Raw genomic sequence first — 14,681 nt, forward strand, 5'->3', positions numbered from 1 at the left:
CACCCACTTCGCTGCGCAAAGCGACCCTCTCCCACAAGGGGAGAGGGTGAGAACAATTAATCCACCATCTCCGCCACCGCCTTGCCGCACGCCGTGGTGTCGGCGTTGCCGCCGAGGTCGCGGGTGCGCAGCGTGCGTTCGCCGAGCGTGCGCTCGATCGCGCCGACGATGGCGCTGGCTGCCTGCTTCTCGCCGAGATGCTCCAGCATCATCGCGCCCGACCAGATCATGCCGATCGGGTTGGCGATGCCCTGCCCCGCAATGTCGGGCGCCGAGCCGTGCACCGGCTCGAACACCGAGGGGAAATTGCCTTCCGGATTGATGTTGCCCGACGGCGCGATGCCGATCGTGCCGGTGCAGGCCGGGCCGAGGTCGGACAGGATATCTCCGAACAGATTGGAGCCGACCACGACGTCGAACCAGTCCGGATGCAGCACGAAGTTCGCGGTGAGGATGTCGATGTGGTACTTGTCCCACTTCACGCCGGGATACTTCTTGGCCATCGCCTCCACGCGCTCGTCCCAATACGGCATGGTGATGGAGATGCCGTTCGACTTGGTCGCCGAGGTCAGATGCTTCTTCGGCCGCGACTGCGCGAGATCGAACGCGAATTTCAGGATGCGGTCTACACCAATGCGGGTCATCACGGTCTGCTGGGTGACGAATTCGCGGTCGGTGTCCGGGAACATGCGGCCGCCGACGGAGGAGTATTCGCCCTCGGTGTTCTCGCGCACCACCCAGAAATCGATATCGCCGGGCTTGCGGTTCGCCAGCGGCGACGGCACGCCGGGCATCAGCCGCACCGGGCGCAAATTGACGTACTGGTCGAATTCGCGGCGGAACTTGATGAGCGAACCCCACAAGGAGACATGGTCAGGGATTTTCGCCGGCCAGCCGACCGCGCCAAAGTAGATCGCGTCATGCTTGCCGATCTGGTCCTTCCAGTCGGCCGGCATCATCTCGCCGTGCTTCTCGTAATAGTCGTAGGAGGCGAAGTCGAAATGATCGAACTTCACGTCGACGCCGTGCTTCTTCGCCGCCGCCTCGATGACGCGCAGGCCCTCCGGCATGACTTCCTTGCCGATGCCGTCGCCGGGAATGACCGCAATCCGATACTGCTTTTTGCTGCTCATCGAGAACACCCTTGTGATTTGCCCGGTCGGCAATGCCGCCTATCCTGATGGCCCTGCAATGGACCAAACTTCGCGTGAGCGCAACGCTGCAGTGCAGTGTTGACCGCGGCGCGACCCTGCCCCACCAATTTCGCCGACATTCGTTCCTCATACCAAAGCGAGACATCCCATGGATCTGCATCTGCGCGGCAAGCGTGTCCTGATCACCGGCGCCTCCAAGGGCATTGGCGCGGCCGCCGCCGAAGCCTTTGCCGAGGAAGGCGCCAATCTGCTGCTCGCCGCCCGCAACGGCGAGCAGTTGAAGGCGCTGGCCGACCGCCTCCGTTCGGCGCACCAGATCGACGCCGCGATCAGCGTCGTCGACCTGCGCAAATCCGAGGATCTCGCGCGATTGGCGAAAGAGGCCGCCGACATCGACATCCTCGTCAACAATGCCGGCGACATCCCGGGCGGCTCGATCGACAAGATCGACGAGGCCACCTGGCGGCATGCCTGGGAGCTCAAGGTGTTCGGCTATGTCAATCTGACGCGCGCGGTCTATGCCCAGATGAAGGCGCACGGCGGCGGCGTGATCGTCAACGACATCGGCGCGGCCGGCGAGAAGTTCGACGCCAACTACATCTGCGGCAGCGCCGGCAATGCGGCGCTGATGTCGTTCACCCGCGCGCTCGGCGGCAAGAGCCTCGCCGACAACATCCGCGTCGTCGGCATCAACCCCGGCCCGGTCGGTACCGACCGTCACGTCACGCTGCTCAAGACCCGCGCCAAGAACCAGTTCGGCGACGAGAACCGCTACAAGGAATTCCAGAAAGGCCTGCCGCTCGGCCGTCCCGCGCATGCGCGCGAGATCGGCGACCTGATGGCCTTCCTGGCCTCCGACCGCGCGGGCTACACGTCCGGCGTGATCTACACGGTGGATGGCGGACTGACGTCGGGATGGGGGTAGCCGTTTCGAGAATGCCACTTGCTCAACGTCATCCTGAGGCGCGAGCGGAGCGAGCCTCGAAGGATGGGCCACGGGCTCCGTCATCCTTCGAGGCTCGCCGAAGAGGCTCGCACCTCAGGATGACGTACCAGCCGTCCGCTCGAACAACTGCCGGATCAGTGTCGTGACGCGCCCCTGCGGCGCGAGCATCTGGTTCATGATGGAGAAATGATCGGCCCCGCCGATCTCCTCATAGGTCACCGGCAAGCCGTAGCGGGCGCGGTGGCCGGCGAAATCGGCGGTCTGCTTGCGCAGCAGCGGCAGTTCGGCGCTGCCGACGACCAGTGACAGCGGTTTCGCGGTGCCGCCTTGCTGCATCATCGGCGAATTGCGCCGTGAGGCAGCTTCGTCGAGCCTCAGCTTCTCGTTGAGGTAGGAATGCCTGATCGGCTCGAGGTCATAGATGCCCGAGATCGCCATGCCGGCCCGGACATGGGCGTTCGCCAGCGCCATCGACGTCAGATGGCCGCCGGCCGACCAGCCCGACACGACGATGCTTTCGGCCGCGGCTCCGAGCGCGGGCAACTGCGCGGCCAGAAAATCGATACCTGTGTGAATCTCGGCGACGATATCGTCGAGCGTCGCATCCGGCGCCAGCGTGTAGCCGATCAGGGCGACATTGATGCCGTGCGCCATCGGTCCCTCGGCGAAGATCGTGAACACCTCCTTGGCGCGGGTCTGCCAATAACCGCCGTGGATGAACAACAGCGTCGGCGCGCCGTCGCGCACCTTCAGGAAATCGATCCGGTTGCGCTCACGCGGGCCATATCTGAGGTCGAGATACTGCGGGTGCTTCTGCCGCAGCGCCGCGGAGCGCAGCTCCCAGCCGGCGGCGATCTCGGCGCTGCCCTTGACGGCAACGCCATTGTTCAAGCCGAGGTCCCGCTCCTGCTGGCTCATCGCGCGCCAGTCCAGCGCGGAAAACAACGCTGCCATCCCTGCCTCTTCGGTTCTCGTCGCATTGCCACGACGGCAGGAAATGTTCTACAGCACAGAGAAAGAGAAGGAATAGGAGCAACGGCGCATGGCTGATCAGGGCTTGGTGAAGGAAACGGCGTGTGCCGTCGTCGAGAAACTGAAAGCCGGCGACGTCACGCCGCTCGATCTGCTCGACGTGCTGGAGACGCGCATCGCCGAGGTCGACGGCAAGGTCAATGCGCTGCCGACGCTCTGCTTCGACCGCGCCCGCAGCCATGCCAAGGCCCTGATGCAGAAGCCGGCCAGCGAGCGCGGCCTGCTCGCGGGTCTTCCCGTTCCGATCAAGGACCTCACGGCCGTCTCCGGCGTGCTGACCACGCTGGGCTCGCCGATCTTCAAGGACAACGTTCCCGCCAAGTCGGACATCCTGGTCGAGCGCCTCGAGCAGAACGGCGGCGTGATCTACGCCAAGTCGAACACGCCGGAATTCGGCGCCGGCGCCAACACCTTCAACGAGGTGTTCGGCCCGACCCGCAATCCCTGGGATACGTCGCGCTCGGCGGCCGGCTCGTCCGGCGGCGCCGCGGCGGCACTGGCCAGCGGCACCGCGTGGCTCGCCCACGGCTCCGACATGGGCGGCAGCTTGCGCAACCCCGCGAGCTTCTGCGGCATCGTCGGCCTGCGGCCGTCGATCGGCCGCGTCGCGCAGACGCCGAAATTCGGCGTCGACCGCACGCTCGGCCAGCAGGGACCGATGGCACGCAACGTCGAGGACCTCGCGCTGCTGCTGGACGCGATGAGTGGCGAGCATGCCGCCGATCCGCTGTCACTGCCGGTGCTGCCGACATCGTTCCTTGCGGCGGCGCGCTCGAACCAGAAGCCGAAGCGCATCGCCTATTCGCCCGATCTCGGCATCACGCCTGTTGATCCCGAGGTCAAGGCCGTGACCCGCAAGGCCGCGGAGCGTTTCGCGGAAGCCGGCGCGATCGTCGAGGAGGCGCATCCCGACTTCAGCGAGGCCCATGAATGCTTCCACGTGCTGCGCGCATTCGATTTCGCGATCACCAAGGCCGAATTGCTGCGCACCAAGCGCGACCTGCTCAAGCCCGAAGTGATCTGGAACATCGAGGAAGGGCTGAAGCTCACCGTCGAGAAGCTCGAGCGCGCCGAGGCACAGCGCGTCGCGATCACCGCGCGGGCGCTCGGGTTCTTCGACAAGTACGACCTGCTGCTGGCACCCGCGACCATCGTGCCGCCATTCCCGGTCGAGAACCGCTATGTCGCCGAATGCGGCGGCAAGAAGTTCGACAATTACGTCGAATGGCTCGGCATCGTCTATGCGATCACGCTGGCCTGCTGCCCGGCGCTGTCGCTGCCCTGCGGCTTCACCGCGTCGGGCCTGCCGGTCGGCCTGCAGATGATCGCCAAGCCGCGCGCCGAGGCGCAGCTGCTGGCCGGCGCGAAAGTGCTTGAGGATATTCTGGGCGTGCGCGGCACCACCCCGATCGATCCGCGGCCGCCGAGGTAAGGCGTCCTATGCCTGGTCGTCCGTCGCCTTGAGCGCGACTGACAGCGCGAGCTTGGTCTGCTCGACGATCTCGTCCATCAGCTCCTCGCGGCTGATCTGGGCAACCTCGCCGGTCAGCAGGCCCTGCTCGGCGAGCATCACGATGCCGTGCAGCCCGGCCCAGATCTTCAGCGCCTGCCGCTCGCGCAACAGCCCGACGGCCGGCGCCTCGAACGACTCGATCAGCAGCGCCAGCGTTTCCATCGCCGCAACGTGCAGCTCGCTGCCGACAGGCGCGCAGGCCATGGTTCTGGATGCGAACATCAGCCGGTAGATGCCGTGGCGCTCGAGCCCGAAGGCCAGCGCAGCCTGGGCAAAGCGCGACAGTTTCGAGCCCTTGCCGGGCTGCTCGATCGCCTCGCGCATGATCACGTTGAACTGCCGGAATGCTTCCGCGGTCACCGCCTCCAGCAACGCCTCACGGTCCGCGAAATGCCGGTACGGCGCCGGCTGCGAGACGCCGAGCTGCTTGGCCAACGCCTTGATGCTGATCGCTTCGGGACCACCGAGTTCGACCTCACGTAAGGCGGCCTGAATCAGGGCTTCGCGGAGGTCGCCGTGGTGGTAGGTCTTGAACGGCTTACGAACGATTTGTCCCATCGAGATGCTGATCACCGGTCGGTCGGGCTAGAGCGGAGAACGCCACAATAGCGACATCGGCCGCTTCGGTCACTTTCGCGAACACGACATCCGGAGGCTATTAACCGCGAAACCGGCAAGCGCGTCTATTGGAAAGTCGGTCAAACCAGTCGTGGATTCTGATTTGCTTAACGGGTTCCCGGCCTCCGTCCGGCCTGGCCCAAGGCAGGATTGCCGCCGCTCAGGGGACAGCGCCAACGCAACGAGCGCGCGCCAGCGCGCTCGTTGCGGGCAACGTCGTCAAGCGTTGGCACCGCCGTCGACGGTCAGACCGGCGCCATTGATCGAGCCGGCTTCGGGACCGGCAACAAACGCGACCAGGGCAGCGACGTCGTCGGCGTTGCCGTAGCGCTTGATGGCCATGCGCGCGCGTTGCGCCTCGGCCTGCTCGCCATCGGCCGGGTTCATGTCGGTGTTGGTCGAACCGGGATGGACGATATTGACCGTGATGCCGCGGCCGCCGAGGTCACGCGCCAGGCCCTGGGTCCAGGCAATCAACGCCGACTTGCTCATCGAATAGAGGCTCATGCCGGCATCCGGCACCCGGCTGGCGAGGTTGCTGCCGATGTTGATGATGCGGCCGCCCTCGCCCATATGGGCGACCGCGGCCTGCGATGCGACCACCACCGCCCGCACGTTCACGGCCAGCGTGGCGTCGATATCCTCCAGCGTGATGGCGTCGATCGGACCGCCGCCGCGGAAGATGCCGGCATTGTTGACGAGGATGTCGAGACCGCCGAACGCCTTGGCGGCGGCGTTCACCGCGCCGCGCACGGCGCCGGCGTCGGCGCTGTCCGCCTGCAGGGCCAGCGCACGGCGGCCCTGCTTCCTGATCTCCGCTCCGACCGCTTCGGCGCGATCGGCCGAGCGTTCATAGGTGATGGCAACCTCGGCGCCTTCGGCGGCAAGACGCCTGGCGATGGCTGCGCCGATGCCGCGGCTGCCGCCGGTGACGAGGGCGCGTTTTCCTTGCAGGGACTGGGTCATGTTCGGCTCATTCGTTTGAGGGGCGATATTTCTGTAACGATCGACACAGAATTAGGGAGCTTGCGCCGGCGCGTCAAGTGAATTATTTAATGATCGACACAGAAATGGATGAAGCGATGGCTGAGCGTGGCCGCCCCCGGAACTTCGACAAGGACGCCGTCCTGGCGCGGGCGATGGAGGTGTTCTGGCTGAAGGGCTATGAGGGCGCCTCGATGGCCGACCTTACCTCGGCGATGGGGATCGCCTCGCCCAGCCTGTACGCCGCCTTCGGCGGCAAGGAGGACCTGTTCCGCAAGGCGCTCGACTATTACGTGGCGAGCGAAGGTGGACTGATCTGGGGTGCCGTGGCCGAAACGCACACCGCCTACCAGGCGGTGGAAACCCTCCTGATGCAGACCGCGCGCGTCTTCACCCGCCGCTCACACCCGCCCGGCTGCCTGGTGGTCTTGTCGGCGCTGCATCCGAACGAGCATTCGGAGACCGTGCGGCGCGAACTCGTGCAGCGGCGCGCGCAAGCGGTGACGGAGCTGCGCGAACTGTTGCGCCAGGGCGTCGAGCGCGGCGAGATTTCACCCGCGGCCGACCTCGACGCGATCGCCAAATATTACATCACGGTGCAGCAGGGCATGTCGATTCAGGCGCGCGACGGCGCCACCCGGAAGCAGCTCGAGCAGATCGCAACCGCCGCCCTCGCCGCCTGGGGCCCGCTCACCGCGCCAACGCCAGCCGCGCATTAGCGGACCGGCGCGCCCAGGGCGTCGGCCAGCATGTCGCGCTGCTATAGCTTGACACCCCGCTAGTACCCCCGAACTTTCGCTTGACGCGCACCCCGGACGATAATGTAATAGCATATAACTTGGTGGGCCGGGTATTCGGCCGACCGCCCAAGCAAGCTAGAACTTGCGTCACATAAATTGAGGAACCCGGCGCGCCCGCCCGTGCGCCAGAGCCGAGGGAGTGCTTGCATGTCCAAGCTCAGAATCCGCGTCGACCAGGACAAATGCCAGGGTCACGCCCGCTGCAAATCACTCGCTCCCGAACTGTTCGAGCTCGACGAATACGGCAACGCCCATGAAGTCGGCGACGGGACGGTTCCGGCCGGGCTCGAGGACAAGGCCTGGCTCGCGCAGACCAACTGCCCGGAAATCGCGATCGAAGTCACCGAGGAATAGCGGCCAGCGGGATCGCCGCGCGGCGTCCCGTTGCACCGACCAGCGTATTGATCGAACGAGAAGGAAACGAGCTGATGTCCGATTCCCCGTCCGCAAGCTATCTGCCCGAACATCCCCCGGTCAGCGACTGGGTCCATGATTTCGACCACACCGATCCGGTCTGGACCGACGATCCGTTCCCGATCTGGGAGGCGCTGCGCGCGGCCTCGCCGGTGGTGCATACCGAGCGCTTCCTCGGCTGCTACATGCCGACCACCTATCAGGCGGTGAAGGAGATCGCCTACGACACCGAGCATTTCTCCTCGCGCCGCGTCATCGTGCGCGACGTCCGCCCCGAGATCACGGCTCGCGCGCCGCCGATCACCTCCGATCCGCCGGAGCACAAGCCTGCCAAGCAGGTGCTGCTGCCGCCTTTCACGCCGGACGCGATGAAGCGGCTGGAGCCGCGGGTGCGCGCGATCTGCAACGAGCTGATCGACGAATTCATCGCCGATGGCCATTGCGACGCCGCGGCGCGCTACACCAAGCACATCCCGGTGCGCGCCATCGCGCATATGCTGGGAATTCCCGAAAAGGACGGCGACGTCTTCATCAAATGGATCCACCAGATCCTCGAGCTCGGCATCAAGGACGAGAACGAGATGATGAGCGGCGTGCGCGAGATGACCGGCTACTTCACGGCCCATCTCGAGCAGCGCAAGCTTGAGCCGGGCGACGACCTGATCTCGCAGCTGCTGCGGGCCAAGGGCCCGGGCGGCCAGCCGCTGACCGACGAGCACGTGCTCGGCTCGCTGCGGCTGCTCCTGATCGCCGGCATCGACACCACCTGGAGCGCGCTCGGCTCCTCGCTCTGGCACCTCGCCAAGACGCCCGCCGACCGCGAACGGCTGGTTGCGGAGCCGGCGCTGATCCCGACCGCGATCGAGGAATTCCTGCGCGCCTATTCGCCGGTGACGATGGCCCGCGAGGTGATGAAGGAGACCACGATCTCCGGCTGCCCGGTCAAGGCCGGCAACATGGTGCTGCTGTCCTTCCCCGCGGCCAACCGCGATCCCGCCATGTTCCCCGATGCGGACAAGGTAGTGATCGACCGCAAGGAGAACCGCCACGCCGCCTTCGGCCTCGGCATCCACCGCTGCGTCGGTTCCAATCTGGCGCGGATGGAGATGCAGGTCGCGATCGAGGAATGGCTGAAGCGGATTCCGGATTTCCGGCTCGACCCGGCCGGCAAGGTGACCTGGTCGGAAGGCACGGTACGCGGCCCGCGTCAACTGCCCGTCCTGTTCGGCAAGAACGCCTAAGGAACAGGACGGCAGTTACATCGCACCACGCAAATGAGATAGGTTGCCCCGGAATCGCGCCAGAGAATCCGGGGAGGCCTGCCAATGTCCGAACAAACCGCTCAATCCGCGAGCGATCATCTCGACATCCATGACGTCGAGCGGCGGGTGAAGGCGATCTTCATCGGCTCGGTCGGCAATCTCGTCGAGTGGTACGATTTCTACGCCTACACCGCGTTTGCGCTGTATTTCGCGCCGGCGTTCTTCCCGCACAGCGATCCGGTGGTGCAGCAGCTCAATGCCGCCGTGCTGTTCGCCGCGACTTTCCTGATGCGCCCGCTCGGCGGCTGGCTGTTCGGCTTCATCGCCGACCGCTACGGCCGGCGGCTGTCGCTGACGCTCTCGGTGGTCTGCATGTGCTTCGGCTCGCTGATCATCGCGGTGACGCCGACCTATGCCACCATCGGCTTTGCGGCCCCGGCGATCCTGGCGCTCGCCCGCGTCATCGAGGGCCTCAGCCTCGGCGGCGAATACGGCGCAAGCGCCACCTATCTCAGCGAAGTCGCCGATCCCAAGCACCGCGGCTTCTATTCCAGCTTCCAGTACGTCACCCTGATCGGCGGCCAGCTGACCGCGATCATCGTGCTGCTACTGCTGCAGAAGGTGTTCCTGACCCCGGACGAGCTGAAGGCCTGGGGCTGGCGGATTCCGTTCGTGATCGGCGCCTTGCTTGCGATCTTCGCTGCAGTGATGCGGCGTAGCCTGCACGAGACCGAGGCGTTCGAGGAAGCCAAGAAGGTCTCCAAGCCGACCGGCTCGATCGTCGGCCTGCTGAACTATCCGCGCGAATTGCTGCTGGTGGTCGGCCTCACCGCCGGCGGCACCGCGGCGTTCTATACCTTCACCACCTACATGCAGACCTTCGTGAAGCTGTCGGTCGGCCTCACCGAAGACCAGACCACCTTCGTGATCTTCGGCTCGCTGATCTTCGCGACCTTCCTGCAGCCGATCTATGGCGGGCTCTCCGACAAGATCGGCCGCAAGCCGCTCTTGATCTTCTTCGGCGTCGCCGGCACGTTGGCGACGATCCCGATCCTGACCGCGCTGAAGGAGACCAAGTCGCCCTTCATCGCCTTCCTGCTGATCTGCGGCGCCTGGATCTTCGTCGCCGGCTACACCTCGATCAACGCGATCGTGAAGGCCGAGCTGTTCCCGACCAACGTCCGCGCGCTCGGCGTCGGCCTGCCCTACGCCATCACGGTGTCGATCTTCGGCGGCACCGCGCCTGCGGTCGCGCTCTATTTCAAGAGCATCGGGCATGAGGACTGGTTCTACTACTATCTCAGCGGCATGATCTTCCTGTCGCTCCTGATCTACTCGACCATGCGCGACACCAAGCACGACTCCGCGATGCATCGCCACGAATGATGGCGCAACGCCGATGACCGACGACCGGGAACCGTCCGAGAGCAAGCTGACGCGCAGCAAGCAGCGCTGGGCGCGCGAGGGCAAATTCCTCACTGGCAGGATCACCCGGCCGGAGGAGCAGCGCCTGCCGCCGGGCCAGCATCTGACCGCGGATTGGCCGGTGCTCGATCTCGGGCTGCTGCCGAACGTCACGCGGGAGCGCTGGCGGCTCGACGTCTACGGCGCGGTGGAGCAGACGATCTACTGGGACTGGCCGCAATTCGTGGCCCAGCCGCAGACCCAATTCGTCTCCGACATCCACTGCGTCACCACCTGGTCGCGCTACGACAATCAGTGGGAGGGGCTTGCGACGCGCGACCTGCTCGCCGCCTGCCGGCCGCGCGAGGACGCGCGGTTCGTCGCGCTGCATTCGTATGACGGCTATACGACGAACCTCGCGCTCGAGGATTTCGCCGGCGAGGACGCGCTGCTCGCCCATAGCTGGTCGGGCCAGCCGCTGGAGCAGGAGCACGGCGGTCCGGTACGGCTGGTGGTGCCGCATCTGTATTTCTGGAAGAGCGCCAAATGGCTGCAGCGCATCGAATTCCTGACCGAAGATGCGCCGGGCTTCTGGGAGGTCCGCGGCTATCACAATCGCGGTGATCCCTGGGCCGAACAGCGCTATTCTGGCGACTGACAACCACCAACGATGATGGAGCCTGCCCGTGCCGCACGAACGCTTTCAATTCACCGGTGTCGGCGGCCATCAGCTTGCCGCCGCGCTTGATACGCCGGACGGCCCGATCAAGGCCTATGCCCTGTTCGCGCACTGCTTCACCTGCGGCAAGGACGTGCTGGCGGCCAAGCGCATTGCGGTCGCACTGGCGGCGAAGGGGATCGCCACGCTGCGCTTCGACTTCACCGGCCTTGGCTCCAGCGAGGGCGAGTTCGCTAATTCGACCTTCACCTCGAACGTCGCCGATCTCGTCCGCGCCGCCGACCATTTGCGCGAGACCCGCAAGGCGCCCGCGATCCTGATCGGCCACAGCCTCGGCGGCGCCGCGATCCTCGCGGCAGCCGGCCAGATCCCCGAAGCGAAGGCGGTCGCCACCATCGCCGCGCCGTCCGATCCTGTTCATGTCACGCACTTCTTCAAGGACCGGATCGAGGATATCCGCGCGCAAGGTGAAGGCGAAGTCTCGCTCGCCGGGCGCCCGTTCCGCATCAAGCGCGAATTCCTCGACGACGTCGCCGAGCAGAATTTGATGGCGCAGGTCAAGCAGCTGCACAAGGCGCTGCTGGTCATGCATTCGCCGACCGACGACACCGTCGGCATCGACAACGCGACCAACATCTTCATCGCGGCCAAGCATCCGAAGAGCTTCGTCTCGCTTGCCGGCGCGGATCATCTCCTGAGCGGCAAGCAGGATGCCGCCTATGTCGCCGACGTGATCGGCGCCTGGGCCGAGCGCTACGTCGATCTCGCGCCGCAGCCGGTGGCCGACACCGGCAGCGCGCCGCGCAACGTCGTGGTGCAGGAGACCCGCAACGGCAAGTTCCAGCAGATCGTCACCACCGGTCCGCACCGGTTGATCGCCGACGAACCGGTCGCCGTCGGCGGTCAGGACACCGGTCCCGGGCCGTACGATTTCCTGCTCACCGGGCTCGGTGCCTGCACCTCGATGACGATGCGGATGTATGCCGACCGCAAGTCGCTGCCGGTCGATCGCATCACCGTGACGCTCCAGCACAACAAGATCTATGCCAAGGATTGCGAGGAGTGCGAGACGCGCGAGGGCATGCTCGACCAGATCGACCGCGTCATCAGGATCGAGGGCGACCTCGACGTCGATCAACGCAAGCGGCTGATGGAAATCGCCGACAAGTGCCCGGTGCACAAGACGCTGACATCCGAGGTGCGGATCGTCACCAAGGCGGCAGAGTAAGCCTGCGACGCGGCCCGTTGCAGGGGCGCGCCCAAAAATATCGAAAACAACCCCATGCAAAGTAGCCGGCCATCCGGGCGTTCGACAAGGTGACTTGACACGTCGGCCAACACAGGGATATCTTTCTATTATTCCGAAATCATGTGAGCGCCGCTCTACCCGCGCGCCGCACGCTTCCCCGTCAGGCAATTCGCCATGATCCGGACCGCGGCGCCGATCTCGTTCTCGCGCCAGGCGGCGAAGCCGAGCAGCAGGCCGTGGTCGTGCGGCCGCTCCAGCGCGAGGCTCGACAACGCGCGCAGCTCGACGCCGGCGGCAACCACCCGCGTCACGGCGCTCTGGTCCGCGGCGCCATCCTTGAACCGCGCGATCAACTGCATCCCGCCCGGCGGGACTTCGGCCACAAGCACCTGATCGAGCTGCCGCGCCAGCGCGGCCGCGAGGTGGTCCCGGCGCGCGCGATAGATGCGCCGCATCCGCCGGACATGCGCCAGGAAATGCCCGTCGGCCATGAAGCCGGCCAGCGCCTCCTGGACATGCACGGAGGCGATCAGCCCGAGATGGCGCTGTGCGATCTCCATCGTCTGCGCCAGCTGTGGCGGCACCACCAGATAGCCGATGCGGATATCGGCGGTCATCGCCTTGGCGAAGGTGCCGAGATAGAGCACGCGTCCCTCGCGATCGAGCCCCTGCAAGGCCGGCATCGGGCGGCTGTCATAGTGAAACTCGCCGTCGTAATCGTCCTCGACGATCCAGGTCTTGCCGGGCTCGGCCGCCGCCAGCAGCTCGGTGCGGCGCGCCACCGGCATCACCCGCCCGGTCGGGTGCTGATGCGACGGCGTCGTGAAGATCAGCTTCGGCGCGCGCGTCGCGCGCGTCCGCATCATGCCCCATTGATCGAGCCTGAGCCCGACGACGGCGGCGCCGGCCGCGCGAAACGCCGCCGCGGCGCCGGGATAGCCGGGGTCCTCGGTCCACACCGCATCGCCGGCCACGATGGTGGTCGCGGCGATCAGCGTCAGCGCCGCCTGCGCGGTCGGCAGGATCAGGATCTGATCGGCCTCGGCGCGCACGCCGCGGCTGACTTCGAGATAGTCGCGCAAGGCCTCGCGCAGACCGGGCCGGTTGATCACGGTCTGGTCGTTGAAGCGGCGGCGCAGCGCGCTACGGCGCAGGCAGCGCGCCCAGATCTCGTGCGGAAACTCGCGCGCATCAGCAAGCCCGGGACGCAGCGGCCGGAAGTCGGCCTGGTAGGACAACGGCCAATCCGTTTCGGAGAGCTGCAAGGCCCAGGGCGATAGCAGAGGCTTGCGGGCGGCATCGCGCCGTGGCGCGGGCACAGGCTTGGCGAAGCGCGCCTCGATATCGTCCGTGACTACCGGCCGTCGCCGCGCGGCAACGCGCAGATACCCCTCGGCTGCCAGTTGCTCGTAGGCATGCGTGACCGTGTTGCGCGACACGTCGAGCTCGGCCGCGAGCGTGCGGCTCGACGGCAGCACGGCCCCGCTCCGGATCCGGCCGCCCGCCATCAGCCCACGCAGCTGCCCCGTCAGCTGCGCGGTCAGCCCGACATCGTCGGCACGCTTCAACGCGAGCAATTCGGCAAGGATCAATCTGGCTCCTCGTATCTGTCAAATCTGGCTCTTTCGAGAGAGCCAGCGTGATCCTATTCAGAAGCGATATCGCCTGCAAGGATGCCGCCCGTGAGCCCATCGCTATCCCCTGCCAAAGCCGCCGCCCTGTTCATCGTCGTCGTGCTGGCCTGGGGCATCAACTGGTCGGTGACGAAATCACTGGTCGAGGCAGTGCCGCCACTGTGGACCGCATCGATCCGCAGCTGGGTCGCCCTGGTCGCCCTCTTGGTGATCCTGCGCGCCAGCGGCAATCTGATCATTCCACGGATCGCCGACGTCCCCGTCGTGCTCAGCGTCGCGCTGTTGCACATGACGTTCTTCTCGACATTGGTCGCCGCCGGCCTGCGCTACCTGCCGGCGAGCAAGGGTGTCGTGCTCGGCTACACCACGCCGCTCTGGGTCGCGCTGGCAGCGGGCGCCGCACGAACCGAACGGCTCGGCGCGCTCAAGCTCGTCGGGGTCGCGTTGGGGCTTGCCGGCCTCTGCGTGATCCTCAACCCGGCATCGCTGGACTGGAGCAATCTGCATGTCATCGCCGGCGCCGGCATGATCATCATCGCCGCGATCTGCTGGGCCGCGAACATCATCTACATCCGCTCGCACCGCTGGATCGCGACGCCGCTGCAGCTCTTGCTCTGGCAGGTGCTGGTCGCGACGGTGGTGCTGACCATGACGGCGCTGGTCACCGAGGGCGTGCCCACGGTGACATGGTCGCCGCACCTCGTGCTGCTGTTTCTCTATTCCGGCTTCATCGGAACGGCGCTGGCCTATTGGGCGATGTCCATGGTCAACAAGAGCCTGCCGGCGCTAACGACCTCGCTCGGCACGACAGCGACGCCGATCGTCGGCATCGTGACCGCAGCATTGCTGCTCGGCGAGCCGATCGATCTATCGCTCGCGATCGCCGCGGCGCTGATCGTCGGCGGCATCGCACTGAGCTCGCTCGCGGATGTGCCGGCGCGGGCGTAATGAGAGCCTGTACTCATAGATTTGTCACGTCCGCTTCGGTCTCG

14 protein-coding genes are annotated in these 14,681 nt (G+C 66.0%); 9 read left to right on the plus strand and 5 right to left on the minus strand.

The genetic code is table 11. The features are described from left to right. Nucleotides 1-56 precede the first annotated feature (56 nt). On the minus strand, nucleotides 57-1,133 hold the full coding sequence (locus XH92_RS31210) for a tartrate dehydrogenase (protein WP_194455551.1): 1,077 nt from the start codon (nucleotides 1,131-1,133) through the stop codon (nucleotides 57-59). 169 nt (nucleotides 1,134-1,302) lie between these two features. On the opposite strand from XH92_RS31210, the gene XH92_RS31215 reads away from it, so the two are divergent. After that, entirely contained in the window at nucleotides 1,303-2,079 is a 777-nt protein-coding gene (locus tag XH92_RS31215) for an SDR family oxidoreductase (RefSeq protein ID WP_194455552.1), read from the plus strand. 114 nt (nucleotides 2,080-2,193) lie between these two features. Here the strand turns inward: XH92_RS31215 and XH92_RS31220 are convergent, their stop codons facing one another. Continuing rightward, a complete protein-coding gene (locus tag XH92_RS31220) occupies nucleotides 2,194-3,054 on the minus strand; it encodes an alpha/beta hydrolase (RefSeq protein ID WP_194455553.1) in 861 nt (286 codons plus the stop codon). Nucleotides 3,055-3,142: 88 nt separating this feature from the next. Here XH92_RS31220 and XH92_RS31225 point away from each other — a divergent pair, with 88 nt between their 5' ends. Beyond that, nucleotides 3,143-4,564 (plus strand): amidase, encoded by a 1,422-nt coding sequence (locus XH92_RS31225; protein WP_194455554.1) that lies wholly within the window; start codon nucleotides 3,143-3,145, stop codon nucleotides 4,562-4,564. 6 nt (nucleotides 4,565-4,570) lie between these two features. Here XH92_RS31225 and XH92_RS31230 read toward each other — a convergent pair whose 3' ends face one another. Together XH92_RS31230 and XH92_RS31235 are read right to left on the minus strand one after the other, a co-directional pair. Beyond that, a complete protein-coding gene (locus XH92_RS31230; RefSeq protein WP_194455555.1) occupies nucleotides 4,571-5,203 on the minus strand; it encodes a TetR/AcrR family transcriptional regulator in 633 nt (210 codons plus the stop codon). Nucleotides 5,204-5,482: 279 nt separating this feature from the next. Then, nucleotides 5,483-6,229: an SDR family NAD(P)-dependent oxidoreductase gene (locus XH92_RS31235; RefSeq protein WP_194455556.1), complete on the minus strand. Its 747-nt coding sequence runs from the start codon at nucleotides 6,227-6,229 to the stop codon at nucleotides 5,483-5,485. 116 nt (nucleotides 6,230-6,345) lie between these two features. Here XH92_RS31235 and XH92_RS31240 point away from each other — a divergent pair, with 116 nt between their 5' ends. From XH92_RS31240 to XH92_RS31265, 6 genes are all read left to right on the plus strand, one after another. After that, nucleotides 6,346-6,966 carry a TetR/AcrR family transcriptional regulator gene (locus XH92_RS31240; protein WP_194455557.1) on the plus strand — a complete coding sequence of 207 codons (621 nt, stop codon included), beginning with the start codon at nucleotides 6,346-6,348 and terminating at the stop codon, nucleotides 6,964-6,966. A gap of 228 nt (nucleotides 6,967-7,194) precedes the next feature. Further along, entirely contained in the window at nucleotides 7,195-7,401 is a 207-nt protein-coding gene (locus XH92_RS31245; protein ID WP_016842874.1) for a ferredoxin, read from the plus strand. Between the two features lie 74 nt (nucleotides 7,402-7,475). Then, the gene (locus XH92_RS31250; protein ID WP_194455558.1) at nucleotides 7,476-8,702 is read left to right on the plus strand and encodes a cytochrome P450; all 1,227 of its coding nucleotides are present in this window, start codon (nucleotides 7,476-7,478) and stop codon (nucleotides 8,700-8,702) included. Nucleotides 8,703-8,786: 84 nt separating this feature from the next. Next, complete coding sequence (locus tag XH92_RS31255; RefSeq protein ID WP_194455559.1) at nucleotides 8,787-10,109, plus strand: MFS transporter; 1,323 nt, start codon at nucleotides 8,787-8,789, stop codon at nucleotides 10,107-10,109. A gap of 13 nt (nucleotides 10,110-10,122) precedes the next feature. Then, nucleotides 10,123-10,785 carry a sulfite oxidase-like oxidoreductase gene (locus tag XH92_RS31260; protein ID WP_194455560.1) on the plus strand — a complete coding sequence of 221 codons (663 nt, stop codon included), beginning with the start codon at nucleotides 10,123-10,125 and terminating at the stop codon, nucleotides 10,783-10,785. 28 nt (nucleotides 10,786-10,813) lie between these two features. After that, nucleotides 10,814-12,034: a bifunctional alpha/beta hydrolase/OsmC family protein gene (locus XH92_RS31265; RefSeq protein ID WP_194455561.1), complete on the plus strand. Its 1,221-nt coding sequence runs from the start codon at nucleotides 10,814-10,816 to the stop codon at nucleotides 12,032-12,034. 155 nt (nucleotides 12,035-12,189) lie between these two features. Here XH92_RS31265 and XH92_RS31270 read toward each other — a convergent pair whose 3' ends face one another. Further along, entirely contained in the window at nucleotides 12,190-13,647 is a 1,458-nt protein-coding gene (locus tag XH92_RS31270) for a PLP-dependent aminotransferase family protein (protein WP_194455562.1), read from the minus strand. An 81-nt stretch (nucleotides 13,648-13,728) separates the two neighbouring features. Between XH92_RS31270 and XH92_RS31275 the strand changes: the two genes are divergently transcribed. After that, nucleotides 13,729-14,637, plus strand: a complete 909-nt coding sequence (locus XH92_RS31275; protein WP_194455563.1) for a DMT family transporter — start codon at nucleotides 13,729-13,731, stop codon at nucleotides 14,635-14,637. Nucleotides 14,638-14,681 lie beyond the last annotated feature (44 nt).

The organism is Bradyrhizobium sp. CCBAU 53421, from assembly GCF_015291625.1.
In the GTDB taxonomy this organism is placed as follows: Bacteria; Pseudomonadota; Alphaproteobacteria; order Rhizobiales; family Xanthobacteraceae; genus Bradyrhizobium.

Excerpts from the sequence above, each read along its gene's own strand:
- XH92_RS31210 (WP_194455551.1), bottom strand. The coding sequence starts at position 1,133 with ATGAGCAGCAAAAAGCAGTATCGGATTGCGGTCATTCCCGGCGACGGC.
- XH92_RS31215 (WP_194455552.1), top strand. The coding sequence starts at position 1,303 with ATGGATCTGCATCTGCGCGGCAAGCGTGTCCTGATCACCGGCGCCTCC.
- XH92_RS31220 (WP_194455553.1), bottom strand. The coding sequence starts at position 3,054 with ATGGCAGCGTTGTTTTCCGCGCTGGACTGGCGCGCGATGAGCCAGCAG.
- XH92_RS31225 (WP_194455554.1), top strand. The coding sequence starts at position 3,143 with ATGGCTGATCAGGGCTTGGTGAAGGAAACGGCGTGTGCCGTCGTCGAG.
- XH92_RS31230 (WP_194455555.1), bottom strand. The coding sequence starts at position 5,203 with ATGGGACAAATCGTTCGTAAGCCGTTCAAGACCTACCACCACGGCGAC.
- XH92_RS31235 (WP_194455556.1), bottom strand. The coding sequence starts at position 6,229 with ATGACCCAGTCCCTGCAAGGAAAACGCGCCCTCGTCACCGGCGGCAGC.
- XH92_RS31240 (WP_194455557.1), top strand. The coding sequence starts at position 6,346 with ATGGCTGAGCGTGGCCGCCCCCGGAACTTCGACAAGGACGCCGTCCTG.
- XH92_RS31245 (WP_016842874.1), top strand. The coding sequence starts at position 7,195 with ATGTCCAAGCTCAGAATCCGCGTCGACCAGGACAAATGCCAGGGTCAC.
- XH92_RS31250 (WP_194455558.1), top strand. The coding sequence starts at position 7,476 with ATGTCCGATTCCCCGTCCGCAAGCTATCTGCCCGAACATCCCCCGGTC.
- XH92_RS31255 (WP_194455559.1), top strand. The coding sequence starts at position 8,787 with ATGTCCGAACAAACCGCTCAATCCGCGAGCGATCATCTCGACATCCAT.
- XH92_RS31260 (WP_194455560.1), top strand. The coding sequence starts at position 10,123 with ATGACCGACGACCGGGAACCGTCCGAGAGCAAGCTGACGCGCAGCAAG.
- XH92_RS31275 (WP_194455563.1), top strand. The coding sequence starts at position 13,729 with ATGCCGCCCGTGAGCCCATCGCTATCCCCTGCCAAAGCCGCCGCCCTG.